The organism is Acidobacteriota bacterium (assembly GCA_016703965.1).
Taxonomy (GTDB): Bacteria; Acidobacteriota; Blastocatellia; order Pyrinomonadales; family Pyrinomonadaceae; genus OLB17.
In genome coordinates, this window is record JADJBB010000021.1 from 371,812 (window position 1) to 391,243 (window position 19,432).

Genomic DNA, 19,432 nt, shown 5'->3' on the forward strand with positions numbered 1-19,432 from the left:
ATTCAAATACGCAAAGAAAAGGAGATAAATTTATGATCGAGTATTGGGAAAAATACACCGGCGGCCCGACGAAGCCGCCAGGAGAGAGGATCCATATCACAATCAACAAGAAAGGCTTGCTGATGATGAACCGTAACGTCCACAAACTGCTCTCAAATGCCGAGGCGGTCGAGCTGATGTTCAACCGTAAAGACGGCGTGATTGGGATCAGCCCGGCCCACGCCCAACTTTCCGAGGCATTTCCAGTTGTAGATAAAGGCGGCTCCTTCGGTATCAACGCCTCACCGTTCTGTCGCCATTTCGGTATCAAGGTACAAGGAACAGAGGCATTTGTTAACCCCGAGATCGACGACACTGGTGTCCTGGAACTAAACCTGGCCACCACAGTCAGTATCGGTCATAGAAAACGTCGTGAGCCAAAAGTAAGCCGGCCTCAGGCCGCCTAACGCGCCCGACAATAGCGATGGATAGTCTCGTTGACCGCATACCTGTTCGACTATATTATGAGCGTAGAAAACAGCTGGTAAATATCAACTTCATTGATCTCGATAGATTGTGCGAGTTCCCTCAGAAAGAACCGGCAGGGATCTACGAAAAAGAGCGTCAATGCTTAGCGCTTGTCGAAAAGGTTCAAAACCATGTCCATCAAACAATCCATTTTCCTTTTTTTGCTTACTCCATTCGTCTTACTGGTTGGCATCACTGACGGGCAAACAAAGGTTGCCGCTAAGGTCGTTGAACTGAAGAGCGAATACCTAAAGAATCCCGTCGGCATAGATGTAAAGCGTCCGCGGTTGAGCTGGCAGATCGTATCTTCCGAACACGCGCTCATTCAGACGGCTTATCAGATCAAGGTCGCAAAGAGTGAGGCCGCTCTTGCGGGGAAGGAAACGCCGGTGTGGGACTCGGGCAAGGTCGCTTCGAGCGAATCGAATCAGGTCGCATATAGCGGGCCGGAGCAGCGTTCGGGTGACCGAGTTTTTTGGCAGGTGAAGGTTTGGTTGAGTAACGGCGAGGTTGTGTCGTCGAGCGAGACTTCTTATTGGGAAATGGGGCTTTTGCAGACCTCCGATTGGATGGCGAATTGGATCGAGCCGGAGCAGTCGGCAGATGTTTCGAAGCCTTCGCCGGCACCGATGCTGCGGCGGGCGTTTAATGTTCGCGGCGATGTTGTGCGGGCACGGGCTTATGTGACGAGTCGCGGTTTATACGAGTTTCAGCTCAATGGAAACCGCGTGAGCGATCATCTTTTCACGCCGGGTTGGACGAGCTATAACAAGCGTCTGCAGTACCAGGTTTATGACCTGACCGACCAATTAAAAAAGGGCGATAATGCGGTCGGCATTACGCTTGGCGACGGATGGTATCGCGGGATCGGGTACAACAATTACCGCTACGGTGACCGGCTTGCATTGCTGATGCAGATAAAGATCACGTACCGCGACGGGAACGAAGAGACGATCGTCACCGACAAAGACTGGAGATCCTCGACCGGCCCGATCCTGATGTCAAAGATCTATGACGGCGAAACCTACGACGCGCGGCTTGAGAGAAAAGGCTGGTCCGAGCCGGGATTTGCTGATGCGTCGTGGACGAATGTTCGCCTTGCGGAATATCCAAAGGTCGATCTCGTCGCCTCAATGGGAAATCCGGTCCGGGCTATCCAGGAAATAAAGCCGGTCAAGGTCTTTAAGACACCGGCTGGCGATACCGTTGCCGATATGGGGCAGAACATGGTCGGCTGGGTAAAACTTAAAGTAAAAGGCCCGGCTGGAACAAACATCGATATCCGCCACGCCGAGGTGCTCGATAAAGACGGGAACGTGTATCTTGCGAACCTTCGCGGTGCAAAACAGGTCGTCCGGTACACCCTCAAGGGCGGCGAGGCGGAGACCTACGAGCCGCATTTCACCTTCCAGGGCTTTCGATACGTAGCGATCAGAGGTTATCCGGGCGAATTGACGGTGGATGATCTGACAGGAGTCGTTATCCACTCGGATATGCAGCCCACGAGCGAATTTGAGACCTCGAATCCGCTGATAAATCAGCTCCAGCACAACATCATTTGGGGCCAAAAGGGTAATTTCCTAGATGTCCCGACCGACTGCCCGCAGCGTGACGAACGAATGGGCTGGACCGGTGACGCGCAAATGTTTGCACCGACGGCCGAATTCAACATGGACGTTTCGGCGTTCTACACCAAATGGCTAAGGGACATGGCAGTCGATCAGCTCGAATCGGGCAGCATTCCGCACGTTATCCCGGATATTCTGAGCCGTCCGAACCGCCCTCAGGCCGGATCGGCCGCGTGGGCGGATGCAGCAGTGGTCATTCCATGGACGATGTACCAGAGCTACGGCGACAAACGCATTCTCGAGGAACAATACCCGAGCATGAAGAAATGGGTCGAATACGAGCGAAACCGGGCAGGCGATGACTACGTTTGGGATGGAGATCAGCACTTCGGCGACTGGCTGGCCTTCGCGACGAATCGGTCGGATTACCCCGGCGCGACAACGGGTAAGGATCTGATCGCAACAGCGTTCTTTGCACATTCGACCGATCTCCTCCGCCGAACGGCGCAACTTCTTGGCAAAACCGAAGACGAAAAGGCGTACGGCGAACTGCTCGAGAAAATAAAGGCCGCTTTTCTTCGCGAATATGTCAGCGGATCAGGCCGCATCGGCGAGAACACACAGACTGCCTACACGCTGGCTCTCCAATTCGACCTGCTGCCCGAGAACATGCGGGAAAGCGCGGCCGAAAGATTGGCTAAGGACGTTCGCAGTTTCAAACACGTCACGACCGGCTTCGTCGGCACGCCTTATATTTGCAATGTTCTCAGCCGCTACGGCTATTGGGACGAGGCGTTTATGCTGCTGAACAACGAAAAATACCCGTCATGGCTCTACCCGGTCAAAAACGGTGCGACCACGATCTGGGAACGCTGGGACGGCCAAAAACCGGATGGCTCGTTCCAGGATCCGGGCATGAACTCCTTCAATCACTACGCCTACGGAGCGATCGGCGAATGGATGTACCGGAACATGGCGGGAATCAAGATCGACGAATCTGCGCCCGGCTACAAACACATTCTGATCGAGCCGCATCCCGGAGGGGGATTTAGAAAAGTAAGTGTGAGCCACGAATCGGTTTACGGAAAGGTCAGATCGGCGTGGGAGATCACAGGAAATGCGATCGAGCTGTCGGTCGAGGTGCCGGTGAACACGACCGCAACTGTACGTTTGCCAAAGGCAAAGCTTGCTTTCGTCGAGTTAAGCGGAAAGCCTCTATCGAAACAAAACGGGATCCTGGACGCGAAAGAAGAGGGCTCTAACTCGGTCGTGAGGGTTGGCTCGGGATCTTACAAGTTTTCATATCAAATGGATTAACTTGTTCGGCAGGTTTGCCACCAGAAGGCTAAAATTGAACCCAAATTTTGCGTTGACTAACGAAACTATTCGGAATATCCTGCAAATATGAATATTGACTTATCGCCAGAAAACGAATCGTTTATTACTGAAAAGATTCGATCTGGGCAGTTCGATTCGGCCGAAGAAGTGGTCGGAGCCGCTCTTCGGATTATGGATGAGAACGAGCATATCAGCAAGAAAAAACTAGAAGCCCTGCGTCATGAGATCTCGAAAGCGGAATTGCAATATGATAACGGCCAGTTCATCACAATTGGTTCTTATGACGAACTTAGTGATTTGGGACGGTCTATAATGGAACGCGGGCGCGAACGTTTAGCAGATCAAAGGCATAGTCGATGATGAGCGAGTTTACGATCGCACCACTAGCCGTCGATGACCTGGACGGCATCTGGTTATACTTCGCACAATTCGATCCTGAAAATGCTGACAGATTTATCTCCGAAGTGCTTGCGATATTCGCAATGCTGTCGACGAATCCTGATGCCGGAAAACTGCGTCCGGAAATAATGACCGATCTGCGATCATTTCCCAAAGCTTCCTATTGTATCTTTTACTATCCCACCGCAACCGGCGTACGAATAATGCGTATCCTGCATTCAGCTCGTGATCTTGAAACGGTCTTAGAAAGCGAACTGTCAAACTAAGCGGCCTTTTCTATTCCGTATCTTGAGAGCTTTAGGTACAGCCCGCGGCGGGTTAGGCCTAGTTCGGTGGCGACGCGTGAGATGTTCCAGTTGTGGCGGGTGAGGGCGGATTTGATGAGCTGCATTTCGAGTTCTGAGACGGCGCTCTCCAGGGTGCCGCCGGTTGGGATGTTGGAGAAGGGTGAGAATGAACCGTCGTAGCTCGCGATGGGTTTTACGTTCGAGCCCACGTCAAAAGGCGTGAGCGGTTTGGCGCTTCGTTTTAGTTCGGGTGAGAGGTGATCGGGTGTGATGACCTCGTTATCGACCGCGCGCGCGACGACGCGTTGGATCTCGTTGCAGAGCTGGCGGACGTTGCCTTCCCAATTGCAGACCATCAGCATATCGACCGTTTGCGGCGTGATCGAGAGGTGGTGCTTATTGAACCGCTCGGAATAGTGGTTGAGATAGTAATTGACGATCGGCGGTATCTCGCTGCGGCGTTCGCGAAGCGGCGGCACGCGCAGGCGGATGACGTTCAAACGATAAAACAGATCCTCGCGGAACGTGCCGTCCGCGACCTTATCCTCGAGCGGCATGTTGGTCGCGGCGATGATGCGGACATCTACCTTTAGCGGTTTCTTTTCGCCAAGCGGCTGGATCTCACCTTCCTGCAGGAATCTAAGTAATTTGGGCTGTACATCGAGCGGAAGATCGCCGATCTCATCGAGAAAGAGCGTTCCGCCATCGGCTGTGCGGATAGTTCCGGGCGAATCGGCGACGGCTCCGGTAAACGAACCCTTTTTATAACCAAACAGGTGAGCATCGGCAAGTTCCTTTGGAACGGCAGTGCAGTTGAATGGCACGAATATCTTATCTTTTCGATTCGAAAGTGCGTGAATTGCCCGGGAAACCAGCTCCTTACCCGTTCCGCTCTCGCCGGTGACTAGCACGGTCACATCGGACGAGCGTATCTTATAGACTTCCTCAACCAGCGATGTCATCGCCGGTGAAGAGTGAATAAATCCCGGCATCAGGCTGTTTGACGTGTACGGGCTCGTCTCGCGTTCCGTCGGTGCCGATTTGTCCTTTTCGCGAAGCCCGATGACGTCCATGCCGAGCTCGACCACTCGCAAAAGCGGAGCGAGCGCACTTTCGTCATTCAAAACCGCTCCCGATTGCGGGTTCAACAGCAAAACCGCGGGCGAAGCTGCCGATGAACCGCGAAGGTGAAAAACTGCGATGTTCTTTGCCCGCGAAAACCCTTTTTCGTCGTTCTTAGCGATCGCTTCGTTAAGTTTGCCGATCAGCTCGTTGCTTTCCTGCGGCGAATAGCCATGCGTGATAAAGGGATAGAGCCGTTTTTGGTCGTTGTATTGAGCGATGACGATCTTTCTGGCGTTGCTTTCCTGTTGGAGTACGGCGACGAGCTCGCGGAAGAGTAATTCGCGAGACGCGGTTGCCTCGGCAAGGCGAACGGTCAAAAGCTGGGAGACGACGGAGTTCGTCCGGCGCTCGATCGGTTTTGCATCGCTGCCGGCGGGCAAAGCCTCGACCCGTGTAAGGTCGCGGCGGACTGCGGCGAGGTTTTCGTCGAGGCCAAGTTTCCTGAAAATATCGGCTGCCGATGACAAATGTCGACGCGCCCGGGCGTTGTTTCGCTTATCCAGATTTGCTCCGAGCAGATGATGGATCAATCCGGCATGATAGAGATCTTCGGCTGTCTCAAATATGGTAAGTCCGCGGCTGAAATGATGCACCGCAAGCTCTGTGTCCTCGGCCGCCAGGGCAGCGAGGCCGCGAATACGCTGGATATTTCCCAACACAAAAAAATCTGCCGACGGGTCGCTTTCTTCGATCGCAGCGAGCGAAACCTCGCATTCCTCGATCAATCCCTGATCGACATAGGCCTCAGCCAGCACGAGGCCGGCCATGTTGGCGTAATGTTTATCGCCGATCTCGCCGCAGCGTTTTATCGTTTCCTGCGCTTTGGCGATGGCCTTTTTGACCTTACCCTGAGCCAGATAACAGCGGGCGAGATTGCGCATCGATTGAACGGTATACCACGCGTGTTTATGGCCCGCTGCAAAATTGACCGCCTTTTCAAGCAGCTCTTCTGCGCCGGTCAGGTCGCCGCGAAGGATCTGCAGCTCGCCGAGCGAATCGTAAATGCCCGCGACGTGGACGGAGCCTTCTTTTTCGGCGATATCGAGAGCTCGCTTGATCATGTCTTCGGCCTTGTTCCATTCGCCGATGAGCATCAGGTTAATGCCGAGATTATTGTAGGCGACGACGCTGTTCAGCGCGTGGGCGGTCTGGTCAAAGAACTCGATCGATTTCTCAAGACACGCGATGCCGTCCTGCGGGCGGCGGAGGAACCAGTACGCACCCGACATGTCGGTATAAAGCTTTCCGAGCATGAACGGCGCGGAGTTTTCGCCGATGATCTGAATTCCCTGCTTAAAGATCTCGATGGATCTCTCACTGTTGCCTTCCTGATGATAGCTGTTGGCGATCTCGCGATATGCCTCAGCCATTCCGAGCCAATTTCCGTCGTCACGAAAGCGATCAAGTGCCTTCTCGGCAAAATCCCGGCAGATCGGGAATTCGGCGAGCTTCCGGTAAACGCGTGCGAGAGCGATATTTATGCTGCCAAAAAGGTGATTCAGATCATTTTCACCGGCCTTTTTGCGATTTTCCTTGAGCAGCGTGATCGCCTTAGGCTGGTCGCCCGTGTTGTTGTATGAGATCGCGAGCTGGGTGATGACCTTGACCTGCGTTTCGATACCGAGGGTCGCGAGATGCTCTTCGTCAGCAAATTCGCGGATCGTCTCAAGCGATTCTTTATAGCGTCCGGCGGTTTCGAGTGTGAATGACAGAAGCCGTTTGAGATTGGCCAGATTGTCAGGCGTGTGGTCGTATCCCTCGATGGTTTGTGTCAGGATCTGTTCGGCATCACGCGAAAGCCCTTCGCGAAGCTTTTGCCCCACGCTGCGAAACACCGCATCGATGCTCTCAAAAGAGATCGCACGTGCCGCCGCAGACGACGAAGTTGAGGTCAGGGTCTTTTTCATTTGCCGATGGGTTACCAAACGTCCAATCGACGCCGGGTTTCAGTTCCGGGACAGCAGAAAATCGTTAAATTGATTACTTAGTAAACAGCGCATCTGAAATTTAGCAAAAAACTTCCGGCAAGTCTATACTTTTCTTTATGTCCGACTTTCCAGACATCGATGGCGGCGGCGAGGTGATGACCGAGAGCGAGATCAAGCTTGAAAAGCCTAAGCTCTACAAGGTCCTGCTGCACAACGATGATTTCACGACAATGGAATTTGTCGTTTTCATTCTTCAGTACGTCTTCAACCGCGAAGACGCCGAGGCCTTTACGATCATGCTAAAAGTCCACAACGAAGGGATGGGAATCGCCGGCATCTACCCGTACGAGATCGCCACCGTGAAATGCAACAAGGCAATGAATCTGGCGAAGGCGAGGGAATATCCGCTGTTGTGTACGGTGGAGGAAGAGTAGTTTATAAGGTGGAAATTGCCAGATCTTGTGATAAGATTTAGGAATTATGCGGAGGCTATCGCCAATTATCATCTCCATCTATGGGACGGTGCTTAACGTAAGTTGAGCGATGGCAAAATTTTGCTTTTTATCGGTCCCAAGCTAACAAACGGCTTGGGGCTTTTTGATTTATATCGATGAGTGAACAAATAGATCTAAAGAAAACAGTTAATCTGCCGAAAACGGATTTTTCGCAGAAGGCAAATCTGGGCCAGAGCGAGCCTGCGCGTTTGAAGAAATGGCAGGAGATGGGGCTTTATGACAAGGTGCTTGAGGCTCGAAAAGGGCGAGAGAAATTCATCCTGCACGACGGCCCGCCGTATGCGAATGCGGACATTCACATCGGTACCGCGCTGAATAAGATCCTCAAGGATTTCGTCGTCAAAACGCGCTCGATGATGGGTTTTGAGGCTCCGTATGTGCCTGGGTACGATTGTCACGGGCTGCCGATCGAGACTTTGGTCGAGAAGAAATTGGCGGAGAAGGGTAAGAATAAGGCTGATATTCCAGTGTCGAGCTTTCGGCGCATCTGCCGCGAACACGCGTCGACGGCGATGAATAACCAGACGCGCGACTTTCAGCGCCTGGGCATCCTCGGCGAATGGAAAACACCGTATCTGACGATGTCTGCCGAATACGAATCGTCGACGGCCCGCCTCTTCGGCAAATTTCTCGAACGCGGCTTCGTTTACAAGGGCCTGCGTCCGGTCTATTGGTGCATTCACGACCAGACTGCCCTTGCCGAGGCTGAGGTCGAGTACCGCGAGCATCATTCGCCCTCGGTTTATGTAAAATTCCCGATGAAATCCGACCCTGCGCAGATCGATCCGGCTCTGGCGGGTAAAAATGTTTTTGTAGTCATTTGGACGACGACGCCCTGGACGCTGCCCGCAAATCTTGGCATCACGGTGCATCCGGATTTCGATTATTCGGCGATCGAAGTAAAACCACCCGCTGACGCAGGTGGTTCTCCCTTTGAAGTTTATATCGTCGCGAGTGAGCTCGCGGGTGCTTTTGCGGAAACTTGCGGCTTTGCCGAATTCGAAGAGATCGCCCGGTTCAAAGGCTCAAAACTCGACCGTCTCGAAGCCATGCACGCCTGGCTCGACCGTTCGTCGCTCATAATGAATGCCGACCACGTCACGCTCGGCGAGGCTGATGCCGAGGTCGAACTCGACGCAAAGCACGAGAGCAAGGGTGCTGGAAAATCAGGAACAGGATGTGTTCACACCGCTCCCGGACACGGCGCGGATGACTTCGCGGTCGGTAAAAAATACGGACTCGAGGTTTATGCTCCGGTCGATGCCGCCGGCCGGTTCACGGCTGAGGTCGAGCATTTTGCGGGCCTGAGCGTTTTTGAGGCGAACCCGAAGATCGTCGAATTCCTTCGCGAACGCGGTGCTTTGGTTAACGTTGAGCGATACGATCACCGCTATCCGCATTGCTGGCGGTGCAAGAATCCGGTCATCTTCCGAGCGACGCCGCAGTGGTTCATTTCGATGGATGAAGCGGTTGGCGGCTCGTCTCTTCGCGAGCGAGCGATGCAGGAGATAAAGAGCGTAAAATGGCTGCCCGAGTGGGGCGAGGGCCGGATGAACAACATGTTCAAGGGCCGTCCTGACTGGTGCGTTTCGCGTCAGCGTGCGTGGGGCGTGCCGATCCCGGTTTTTTATTGCCAAGCCTGTGATCAAGAGGTCGCCGATCCAAAGATCGTTGATCACGTTGCCGATATTTTTGCAGTCGAAACTGCTGACGCATGGTACGCAAGGCCCGAGCATGAATTGCTTCCTGAAGGATTCAAATGCGCGTGCGGCAGTGCGGATTTTCGCAAAGAGACGGATATTCTCGACGTTTGGTTCGATTCCGGCTCGAGCTGCGTTGCTGTGCTTGAGACTCGCGGCGAAACATTGAGATTCCCGGCTGATGTTTACCTCGAGGGTGGCGACCAGTATCGTGGCTGGTTCAATTCGAGCCTTAGCTGCGGTATCGCGGCACACGACCTTGCGCCGTACAAACAGATCATCACTCACGGCTGGGTTGTCGATGGTGAAGGCAGAAAGCAGTCGAAATCCATTGGCAACGTCACCGCTCCGCACGAGATCATCGACAAATCCGGTGCCGAGATCCTGCGTCTCTGGGCGGCGGCCGTGGATTATACCGAAGATGTGAGATGTTCGGATGAGATCCTTTCGCGCGTCGTCGATGCGTATCGCAAGATGCGAAACACGCTGCGCTACGTGCTCGGCAATCTCGTCGAATTTGACCCGGCGACCGACTCTGTCGCGCCGAACGACATGCTCGACATCGACCTGTGGGCACTCGCCGGGCTTAATGACGTGACCGAAAAGGTGCTCGCCGCATATGAAGCCTACGATTTTCAGGCGGCATATAACGCGCTGTACAATTTTTGCACGGTAACGCTGTCGGCTCGATATTTCGACATCATTAAAGATCGTTTGTATATATTCGCTCCGAAGTCGGTCGAGCGCCGGTCGGCACAGACGGCTTTGTTCCAGATCGCAGATTCGCTTTGTCGTCTGCTTTCGCCGATCCTTGTTTTCACGTCGGATGAAGCATGGGAAAACCTGCCGGGCGTACGTGAGGCTTCGGTCCACATTGCGGAATTTCCAAAGGTCATTGAAGCCGACAATTCCGGACTCGCCGATAACTGGGAAAAGATCTTCTCGCTCCGCGATGAGGTTCTAAAGGCTCTGGAAACCGCCCGTAACGACAAGCAGATCGGCTCGTCGCTCGAGGCAAAGGTCATTCTGACGACCGACGCCTCAACGACGCGTCTGCTGCTCGACTATTATTCGCAGCTCCGATACATCTTCATTGTCTCGCAGGTCGAGGTTCACGAGGGCGAGAAATTTGCCGTCGAGATCCAAAAAGCCGACGGTGAGAAATGTGAAAGGTGTTGGAACTATTCCGTTCACGTCGGCGATTTTGAGGCTTTTCCGACGGTGTGTGAGCGATGCAATGACGCTCTTTTGGAGATCATATAGGAGTCAGTTATGTTAAGCCGCGTGATCATCACTATCGCGTTAATAATGACCGCTACTTGTCTGGCATACGGACAAGCTGTTCATACGCCGGAAAAAGGTTCGCCGGAGCGAAAGGCGATCCTCGACGCGCTACGCATCCCGGTCGAACGTGAATTAAAGCAGCCGATAGTTTTCGCGGCAGACCATTTTAATGTGACGGCGACCTGGGCTTTTATCGGCGGACAGCCGCAGACTCCGGGCGGCGGTGCTCCGAACTATCGCGGCACGCCGTATCAGGAAGCTAAGGACGCGGATATGTTCGATAACAATTTCTTTGCCCTGCTCAAAAAAACAGCGGGCAAGTGGAAGGTCGTGCATTACGACATCGGCTGCACGGACGTTTGCTACGCCGATTGGTGGAAACGCTACAAGGCTCCGAAGGCGATATTTCCGTATACTGAGTAATTAGGTGAAACTCGATAGGACGGAAAACGTATTTTTTTGGTTGACCAAGGGAATATTCCAATGAATAGAAGATATTTGGTTATTGCGTCTATTTTTATGTTTAGCCTCGCGGCATTTGCACATGGGCAAACAAGCGAGATGGACGCGGTAAAGATCCCGCTTGAAAATTACGTCAAGGCACACGCAACCGGCGATCCTGAGTTTGCGCGAAAAGCGTTTCATACCGAGGGCAATATGACCTTCGTCCGTGATGGCAAATACGTTACCGAGACGTTTGACGCGTTTATCAAACGGGCATTCACTGGAAAGCCGGCGGCGGACGAGGACAAGCGAAAAGATCACCGGCGGTTCGGCAAGATCGAGATCGTTGGCACTGCCGCAACGGCTACGATCATTCTGGAATATCCGACAGTGAAATTTACCGATTTTATGACGCTGCTTAAGTTCAACGGCGAATGGAAGATCGTTAATAAGAGCTTTTATGCAGAGCCAAAACCGGCCATCGAGCTGAAGAAGAATTAGTGGATAAGAAAGACATCATTTGGAAACTAGCCTACCTCGCCATTTCCGGCGGGGTATTCATGATAGACCAGACCACCAAAGCCTGGGCGGCACGCTCACTGCGTTTTGATGGTGACAGGTCGGTGATTCCGGGGTTTTTGAATTTTGCGTATGCCCAGAATACGGGTGTGGCGTTCTCGATGCTGGACGACCACGGCGATTCTGGACGTTGGGGATTATCTGTTGTCGCAATAGTTGCGGCGACGCTCGTGATGTACTTTTTCTGGCGAACCCCGCGCACCGACGACCGTGTGCTTGGCTCGCTCGCCCTACTTTTAGCGGGCATCGTCGGCAACGTCGTAGACCGTCTAAGATTGGGCTTTGTGATCGATTTTATTGACGTGCAATTCGGCAGCTGGCATTACCCGACGTTCAATGTTGCCGACGCTGCTATTTGTGTTGGAGCGGGTCTGCTGCTGATCGATATGTTTTTTTCGAAGAAACGGCAGGCGGAAGAACGGACTATAGAGAGTACGGAATGACTGATGGAGGTAAATTCATAGGTATAACGGGCATCCTGTGCGTAGGAGCTTGTATATTTGGAGAGGTCTGTTTGTTTGCTCAAGAGTTCGCGGCTCGCTCAGCATTGCCGTTGGAGATGCAAACTGCTGAAATGATTCAAAAGCACTTTGACGGAGAAGTGGTTTTGTTTTCAATCACCATTGGATTTCTACTACTGCTTTTGTCAGCAATTTTAGCTTTGATTTTTGGCGCCTCGTTCGCGATTTATGAGTCAAAGTTTGGAAGGCCTAAATTGGAAAATTAGATCGGCCTCTAACGGTGTTTGTTGCTCGTTGCTTGAAGCGGATTCTGACTTATGTATCCCGAACTATTTAGAATAGGCACATTTCCTGTAACCACCTACGGCATTTTTTTGGCGTTGGGAATGCTGCTTGCCCTGTTCGTTGCGTCCCGCCTTGCGGCTCGCGATGGATTGCCGCGTGAGCGAATCTACGACCTTGGCCTTTGGGTGCTTGTCGGCGGGCTTGTTGGTTCGAAGCTGTTGATGATACTGGTTGACGATAACGTCAATGTCTTTACGCTCGATTTTCTGCGGTCGGGTGGTGTGGTTTACGGCGGGTTGCTTGGCGGCTTGATCAGCGTCGCCGTTCTGGTTCCGCTGTATAAACTGCCGTTTTGGAAGGTAGCGGATGCACTTGCACCTGGCGTTGCACTCGGACAGGCGATCGGGCGGCAAGGTTGTTTTGCCGCGGGTTGCTGTTGGGGAAAGGTTTGCGACAGCCCGCTCGGCGTGCATTTTACCGACGCTGGCCACGAATACACCGGCGTTCCAATCGTCGGTCCGGACGGAGCCGACTTATATTTATACCCGACCCAAATGATCGAAAGCCTGACAATGCTCGCGGTTTTCGGTTTTCTGTTTTGGCTTCACAAACACAAAAAATTTGATGGCCAGGTGCTGATCGTTTACGGCATCATCTACACGCTCGTCAGATTTTCCATCGAATTCATCCGCGACGATCCGCGTGGCGATCTGTTCGGATTTACAACACTTACGGGTCTCTCCACTTCACAGGGGATCAGCCTTTTGGTTGCTGTCGGTGCGATAATCTTTCTCATCATTCGCCTCAAAAAGGTAAACGCTGCCTCTACGGCCTCTCATCCATAAAAACAGCCCGAAAAAACTTCTAGACACGCTCTCTCAAATTGGAGTAACATCCCAGTACTAGACGTTTCTCGATCAAATGTTAGTTGCGACGATCCGCGGTAGAAAATGTGGGATCCTTCAGTTGGTTCACGATTCTGCTGTGGTTTTGTGTCCTGTTTTTCCGGCATCACGACCCGTTCAGAGTCGGCAAGCTCTGGCGTAAATCAAAATCGTGCTGTCCGAATTTTCCATTGAGTAGGAGGAGAATATGCGTAGGTTTTTTTGGTTGCTGCTTGCGGTCTTAGCTGTATTTTCGCCGATCGTTCGAGGACAGGATGATGGTGAACAGCGGATAAAGAAAGCTCTGGTGGGCCGCACCGTCCTTGTCAAAATGGATCTGCCAGCGATAAATTCTGGCATAGATTTTGTCATGGATAATACTGATGTTAGTTATAACGCCACAAAATGTAACACTTTGCTAAAGGAGTACGGCGTCGCCGTTAAGAACGGAACGCGTGCCCACATCACAGACGTCAGGATCTCAAATCGCGGCATCGAAATGGATCTCGACGGCGGCGGTTTGCCAAGCAGCGATTGGGTGGTCGGCAATCTAAAGCTCGTCGAACCTGAACCAATGGCAAAAACGGACCACGAGATCGAGATTGAACGACAACTCGCCGCCGACCCAACCTCGAACGGTGCCAGTTATCTGCGCAGCGAACTCGATTACGAACGTCAACGTCGATCATCTCAGGATGAACGAAACCGAGAGGCGTTCCGCCGGATGGACATGATCCGCCGTCAGTATATTGATGAAAATCGCACGAAATGGGGATCCAAGGTGGTCGTCGTCGTTCGTACCAGAAAAGAATCCGTCAAAATGCGCGACATGGTCAAAGCTCTCGGCAAATATGTTGAGCTGTTACCAAGCGATAAACCCGCCGAATAATCAATGGAGCTGCTGATGGGCTCTCAACGGAGAGCTCATCAACCTGGTTCCGCCCTTAATAGATTTGCCCTTTGATCGCGGCTGGCCGATAATGTCTTTGGCCATCCCCGTTCTATGTCATATAGTCTCGATCTGCTTCCGCAAACGAACAAAAAAACGATCCAACTCCTGATTTTGGTACTCACGATCGCCACCTTTTTCGGTAACGTATCTGCCGAATGTTTGCCTGAACCCAAGGATTTGGCATGGCTCGATCGAACAATGAAGGTTTGGAAATCGGTCCGGCGCGATCAGCTTAAATTAAAACCAGCAAAGATGCCTTGGCTGGTCTTGTTTGATGAAAATTGTGTATTTAACTTCGATCCGGATGACAGGTTTTTTCAACGTTTGGGAACAAAAAAGCAAACTCAATACCTTGCCGGTAAACGAACGACGGTATTTTCGGCAGCTCATAATGGAAAGATACGGCTTCCTGATTCACAGGTAATTCCGGCACGGTTGATAAGTTTTGCGGCGAATTTCGACAATGATAAACGCTCGTTCTTTGTCGCCGCTCTACCATCGATCTGGTCGAGAGCCGAGCATTTGCAGGGCGAGAAGAACGTCCCGACACTCGTTCGGGCGGTTTACGTTCATGAACTGACGCACACATATCATCGAAATTTTTTCGTGAGATTGAGTCAGATCGAGAAAGAGCTGAAGGATATCGAGAATTTTGACGATGATATTATTCAGAACACCTTTGGCAAGGATGAGCGTTTTCGCAAAGCCTATCTGGACGAGATCTCGCTAGCGAATTCTGCTGCGGAAGAGACGAATATAACAAAAAAACGCGCTGCTGCAAGGCTGCTGCTCAACGCGATCAAGCAACGCCGAAATGATTTCTACGTTGGTGAAAAGAAGAAATTCGAAGAGGTCGAGGACGTATTTCTTACGATGGAAGGTGTCGCAAACTGGGCGGGTTACCACGCCGCGATCTCGGATGGCCTCGATGAGAAAACGGCGTCGAAACTGATCCGCCGCGGAGGCAAAAATTGGTCGCAGGAAGAGGGCATTCTGCTCTTTATGATCATCGATCCGCTCCTGCCGCACTGGCAGCGGACCGCGTTCGGTAATAAGCGAGTTTCGATAGTGGACTTGCTTGAGAGGGCCGTTCGGTAGATAGTTCAAGTAGAGGCTGTGTGCGGACACGGCGGGGAAATAAATTGATCGAAACTCAGGATACACAAACCAGCGACACCGAAACGTCATTAACCTTCACCGTCGAACCCGATGACGCGGGAATGCGTCTTGACGCGTACCTGGCTGATCGGATCGAAGGCTGGTCGCGCTCTAAGCTGCAGAAATTGATCGAGAACGAGGATGTTCTCGTCAACGAAAAGTCAGTAAAACCATCGCACAAGGTTCGGGACAATGACGAGATCGAGGTCGAGTTGGTCGAGATCCAGGCGACGGTCTTCGAGCCTGAGAACATACCGCTCGATATAGTTTACGAGGACGAGTTCCTTGCCGTCATTAACAAACCGGCGGGAATGGTCGTCCATCCCGGAGCCGGAGTTCAGACCGGAACGCTCGCGAACGCGATCGCCTATCATTTTGCCGAATCATTCGCCGAACAGAATCGGGACAATCCTGGAAGCACGCGCATCGGCATCGTTCATCGCCTCGACAAAGACACATCGGGCCTGATCGTTGTCGCTAAATCGGACGAAATGCACGAGGCACTGTCTGAGCAGTTTCGCGAACGCGAGGTGTATAAATCGTATGTCGCGCTCGTCCACGGCTCGCTCGAACAGAATATGGGCAAGGTCGACGCGCCGATCGGCCGCAACAAGCACAATCGCCTGCGGATGAAGGTCGCAACGCACGGACGCAGTGCCGTTTCGCTGTGGAAGGTGCGAAAGCGTTTCGACAAATTCACGCTCCTCGACATCGAGATCAAAACCGGCCGCACACACCAGATCCGCGTCCACATGGGCTATCTCAATCACCCGGTAGTTGGCGACGAGATCTACAACGAAGGCCGCGACAACACCGTCATGGACAGCTACGTAAGAAACGGCATCGCCTCAATGCGCCGCTTCTTTCTCCACGCCGAAAAACTCTCATTCACCCACCCAAAAACCAAAGAACGTCTCGAATTCACACAGGAATTGCCGACAGAATTGAAAGAATTTTTGGATTTGCTATGATTGGAGCCAAGTACTAAACCACCAAAGCTCCGTTCTGATAACAATGAAATATACCTTCTTCGCTGCCGCGTTCTGTCTTCTTTTCGTTTCGTTTGCGTTTGCTCAGGCCGACGAGATCACGATCATTCCGCAGCCGCAGCTGATCTCGGCGGGCAAGGGCGAGTTCAAGTTGAACAACAAGACAAAGATCCTTGCGATCTCAGATTCTAGCCGTAAGTTTGGCTCGCTGTTGAATGCAGTGCTCAGGCAGCGGTATGGTTTCGAGCTTCAGATGACGACCCGGCCGCAGGCTAAGAATGTCATTCGATTTGCGACATTCGATGCCAAGAACGCGCCTTCGACAGCTGCAATGGAAGCGTATATGCTTAGGGTTACGCCGGATGCGATCGAGATCTCAGGTGACGAACGAGGGGTCTTTTACGGGCTGCAATCGCTGCTCCAGGTGTTGCCTGCGGATGCTAAAAACGAAGCGAAGGTTCCGGCTTTCGGTCTTTCTGATCAACCACGTTTCCCATACCGCGGTATGCATCTCGATGTTGCGCGGCACTTCCTGCCGGTTTCGTTCGTCAAAAAGTTCATCGACCTGCTGGCTCAGTACAAATTCAATCAATTCCACTGGCATTTGACGGACGATCAGGGGTGGCGGATCGAGATCAAGAAGTATCCTAAGCTGACCGAGATCGGGTCGAAGCGACCGGAGAGTCACGAGGGCGTTTATTCGACGGTTTTTAAGGGCGACGGGCGGCCTGTCGAGGGGTTTTATACGCAGGAAGAGATCAAAGATGTAGTCGCTTATGCAAAAGCGAAATATATAAATGTCGTGCCCGAGATCGAGCTGCCGGGCCACGCGTCGGCGGCTTTGGCGGCGTATCCTGAGCTCGGAAATGGATGTGCCGCGAGCAATTACAAGTTCGAAGTGAAGAAGACATGGGGCATCTTCAAAGAGGTCTTCTGTCCGACCGAGGAGACGTTTAAGTTTCTCGAAGACGTCCTCGACGAGACGATCAAGCTCTTTCCCGAATCGCCTTACATTCATATCGGCGGTGATGAGGTTTTAAAAGACTTTTGGAAAGATTCGCCCTATGTTCAGGAGCTGAAGAAACGCGAAAATCTCAAGGACGAACACGAAGTGCAGAGCTATTTCGTCCGGCGGATGGAGAAATTCGTTAATTCCAAAGGCAAAAAGATCATCGGTTGGGACGAGATCCTCGAAGGCGGCGTCGCTCCGAACGCGACGATCATGAGCTGGCGCGGAATGAAGGGCGGCATCGAGGCCGCAAAGCAGAAACACGACGTGATCATGACCCCGACCGACTTCGCCTACCTCGATTACGGCCAGGGTGATCCGGCGTATGAACTGCTCAACATCGGCGGATTTCTGCCGCTCGAGAAGGTCTATCAGTTCGACCCGATGCCGAAAGAGCTGACCGCTGATGAGCAAAAATACATCCTCGGCGGCCAGGCAAACCTTTGGACAGAGTACATCGAAACCGGCGACAAACTCGAATACATGGCCTTCCCGCGAATGCTCGCCATCGCCGAAAGCGTCTGGTCAACACCAGAAAACAAGAACTTCGCCGACTTCAAACGCCGCCTCGCCGGTAACTTGCCGCTGCTCGACCGTCAAAACGTAAATTACCGCATCCCCGAGCCCGAAGGGCTGCAAAACGTCATCACGGACAAAGAGAAAACGCTGATCACGCTAAAACCGATGGCTGGAATGCAGGTCAGGTACACGGTCGACGGTTCAACGCCGGACGAGCGTTCGACGCTTTATACAAAGCCCGTCGAGATCACGCTCGCGGACGGCAGATCTGCTACGCTCAAAACCGTCGTGATCAACGCAGTGGGCCGCAAGAGCGTCGTTTACACAGCTACGGTCGTCCGCGGAGCGATGCGCGAACCAGTCACTCTAGCTGAAACAAAACCCGGCGTGAACTACAGTCTCGTCGTCCCAAGTGCCCAATTTGCTCAGGATCCGCCGGCTAAAAAGGGCGAGACGCGTTCGATCTTTCTGACGCAATTTGAAAAAGAGATCGACCTCAAAAAATCGTTTGGGGTTGCGTTTGAAGGCTATCTAAAGATCGCTCAGGATGGCATCTACGAACTGCAGATCGATTCGACCTGGGACGCGTCGCTCGACCTCGGCGGAAAAATGCTGATCGACGACGCCGGAACCAAGGACCGCAAGATGAAATCGGTCGTCGTTCCGCTCAAAGCCGGCCTGCACAAGATCGCCCTGCGCTACAACCACCGTGAGGGCGACGCCCATTTCCGTTTCCGCGTCGGGCTAAAAGGCCAAGGTTTGCGACAGATCAGCGGCGGGGAACTCGTGCACTAATTGATCTTATGCCCCAAACGCGGAAAGAGGTAGTTGACGATTTGATCCAGAGAATACTGAGTTCAGCTGATGCTGAGCCTCAAGCAGCGGGCACATTTAACAGTAGCAAGACGGTGTCATGGAAAGCACTCAGGGAAGCAGAGACTTTAACTGACATTGAGTTGATTCCCACTTTGAAAGAACGTATTGGGAGTGAGTCAGACAAGAAAGTCCGAGGAGCTGCCTATTTTATACTTGGGAAGGTCGCCAAAAACACTGAGGATGATTCGGTTGCTCAATTTTTGATCGACCGAACCTCGGTGGAGAAAGATCAATATATTGTTGGTTCGATATTCGACAGCCTTGCGGACATTATCAAACCCGTTGGAACAGATCTGTCTCTCTTGATTGAGGCTACGAAGAATTCCAAGTGGCTGATACGTCATTCCGCAATAAGTGCATTGAAACGGAGTCAGGATCCTAGAGCCGAAGAAGTCGCAATCGAGATCTCTAGGCAAAGTACGGATTCTTTCGATGTGGTATACGCAAATGAAGTGCTCAATGACATAGGAACGATGAGGGCAATACCGATCCTGGAAAAGCATCTAAGTAGCCGTAAGCGAGATGTTAAGGACTCAGCAAAGTACGCCGTTGAAGCGATTCAAAAGAGAAACCCGGCAAGTTAAGATCAGTGAATAAGCTGCTCAAAATATTATTTTGTATCTCG

17 protein-coding genes are annotated in these 19,432 nt (G+C 52.4%); 16 read left to right on the forward strand and 1 reads right to left on the reverse strand.

Going from position 1 to position 19,432, the window contains the following annotated elements; genetic code table 11:
- Positions 1-32: 32 nt before the first annotated feature.
- From IPG22_09100 to IPG22_09115, 4 genes are all read left to right on the forward strand, one after another.
- Complete coding sequence (locus IPG22_09100) at positions 33-446, forward strand: hypothetical protein (protein ID MBK6588438.1); 414 nt, start codon at positions 33-35, stop codon at positions 444-446.
- A 192-nt stretch (positions 447-638) separates the two neighbouring features.
- Positions 639-3,392: a family 78 glycoside hydrolase catalytic domain gene (locus IPG22_09105; protein ID MBK6588439.1), complete on the forward strand. Its 2,754-nt coding sequence runs from the start codon at positions 639-641 to the stop codon at positions 3,390-3,392.
- A gap of 87 nt (positions 3,393-3,479) precedes the next feature.
- Positions 3,480-3,773 carry a type II toxin-antitoxin system ParD family antitoxin gene (locus IPG22_09110; GenBank protein MBK6588440.1) on the forward strand — a complete coding sequence of 98 codons (294 nt, stop codon included), beginning with the start codon at positions 3,480-3,482 and terminating at the stop codon, positions 3,771-3,773.
- The gene (locus tag IPG22_09115) at positions 3,773-4,078 is read left to right on the forward strand and encodes a type II toxin-antitoxin system RelE/ParE family toxin (GenBank protein ID MBK6588441.1); all 306 of its coding nucleotides are present in this window, start codon (positions 3,773-3,775) and stop codon (positions 4,076-4,078) included. Before IPG22_09110 ends, IPG22_09115 begins: the two co-directional genes overlap by 1 nt.
- Here the strand turns inward: IPG22_09115 and IPG22_09120 are convergent.
- Positions 4,075-7,131: a sigma 54-interacting transcriptional regulator gene (locus IPG22_09120; protein ID MBK6588442.1), complete on the reverse strand. Its 3,057-nt coding sequence runs from the start codon at positions 7,129-7,131 to the stop codon at positions 4,075-4,077. The two genes, IPG22_09115 and IPG22_09120, sit on opposite strands and share 4 nt — an antisense overlap.
- Before the next feature lie 137 nt (positions 7,132-7,268).
- Here IPG22_09120 and IPG22_09125 point away from each other — a divergent pair, with 137 nt between their 5' ends.
- The 12 genes from IPG22_09125 to IPG22_09180 all read left to right on the forward strand — a co-directional run bounded on the left by IPG22_09125 (position 7,269) and on the right by IPG22_09180 (position 19,391).
- Complete coding sequence (locus IPG22_09125; GenBank protein MBK6588443.1) at positions 7,269-7,586, forward strand: ATP-dependent Clp protease adaptor ClpS; 318 nt, start codon at positions 7,269-7,271, stop codon at positions 7,584-7,586.
- A gap of 176 nt (positions 7,587-7,762) precedes the next feature.
- Complete coding sequence (gene ileS, locus IPG22_09130; protein ID MBK6588444.1) at positions 7,763-10,630, forward strand: isoleucine--tRNA ligase; 2,868 nt, start codon at positions 7,763-7,765, stop codon at positions 10,628-10,630.
- Positions 10,631-10,639: 9 nt separating this feature from the next.
- On the forward strand, positions 10,640-11,074 hold the full coding sequence (locus IPG22_09135) for a hypothetical protein (protein ID MBK6588445.1): 435 nt from the start codon (positions 10,640-10,642) through the stop codon (positions 11,072-11,074).
- Between the two features lie 60 nt (positions 11,075-11,134).
- The gene (locus IPG22_09140) at positions 11,135-11,596 is read left to right on the forward strand and encodes a nuclear transport factor 2 family protein (protein MBK6588446.1); all 462 of its coding nucleotides are present in this window, start codon (positions 11,135-11,137) and stop codon (positions 11,594-11,596) included.
- Positions 11,596-12,117 carry a signal peptidase II gene (lspA, locus tag IPG22_09145; protein MBK6588447.1) on the forward strand — a complete coding sequence of 174 codons (522 nt, stop codon included), beginning with the start codon at positions 11,596-11,598 and terminating at the stop codon, positions 12,115-12,117. The genes IPG22_09140 and lspA overlap by 1 nt, the downstream gene beginning before the upstream one ends.
- On the forward strand, positions 12,114-12,401 hold the full coding sequence (locus IPG22_09150) for a hypothetical protein (GenBank protein ID MBK6588448.1): 288 nt from the start codon (positions 12,114-12,116) through the stop codon (positions 12,399-12,401). Before lspA ends, IPG22_09150 begins: the two co-directional genes overlap by 4 nt.
- Before the next feature lie 51 nt (positions 12,402-12,452).
- Positions 12,453-13,265, forward strand: coding sequence for a prolipoprotein diacylglyceryl transferase (gene lgt, locus IPG22_09155; GenBank protein ID MBK6588449.1), 813 nt, complete (start codon positions 12,453-12,455; stop codon positions 13,263-13,265).
- A gap of 247 nt (positions 13,266-13,512) precedes the next feature.
- Positions 13,513-14,193, forward strand: a complete 681-nt coding sequence (locus IPG22_09160; GenBank protein MBK6588450.1) for a hypothetical protein — start codon at positions 13,513-13,515, stop codon at positions 14,191-14,193.
- 114 nt (positions 14,194-14,307) lie between these two features.
- A complete protein-coding gene (locus tag IPG22_09165) occupies positions 14,308-15,354 on the forward strand; it encodes a hypothetical protein (GenBank protein ID MBK6588451.1) in 1,047 nt (348 codons plus the stop codon).
- Between the two features lie 44 nt (positions 15,355-15,398).
- Positions 15,399-16,385, forward strand: a complete 987-nt coding sequence (locus IPG22_09170) for an RluA family pseudouridine synthase (protein ID MBK6588452.1) — start codon at positions 15,399-15,401, stop codon at positions 16,383-16,385.
- A 43-nt stretch (positions 16,386-16,428) separates the two neighbouring features.
- Positions 16,429-18,726, forward strand: coding sequence for a family 20 glycosylhydrolase (locus IPG22_09175; protein ID MBK6588453.1), 2,298 nt, complete (start codon positions 16,429-16,431; stop codon positions 18,724-18,726).
- A gap of 8 nt (positions 18,727-18,734) precedes the next feature.
- Positions 18,735-19,391: a hypothetical protein gene (locus IPG22_09180; protein MBK6588454.1), complete on the forward strand. Its 657-nt coding sequence runs from the start codon at positions 18,735-18,737 to the stop codon at positions 19,389-19,391.
- Positions 19,392-19,432: the final 41 nt, after the last annotated feature.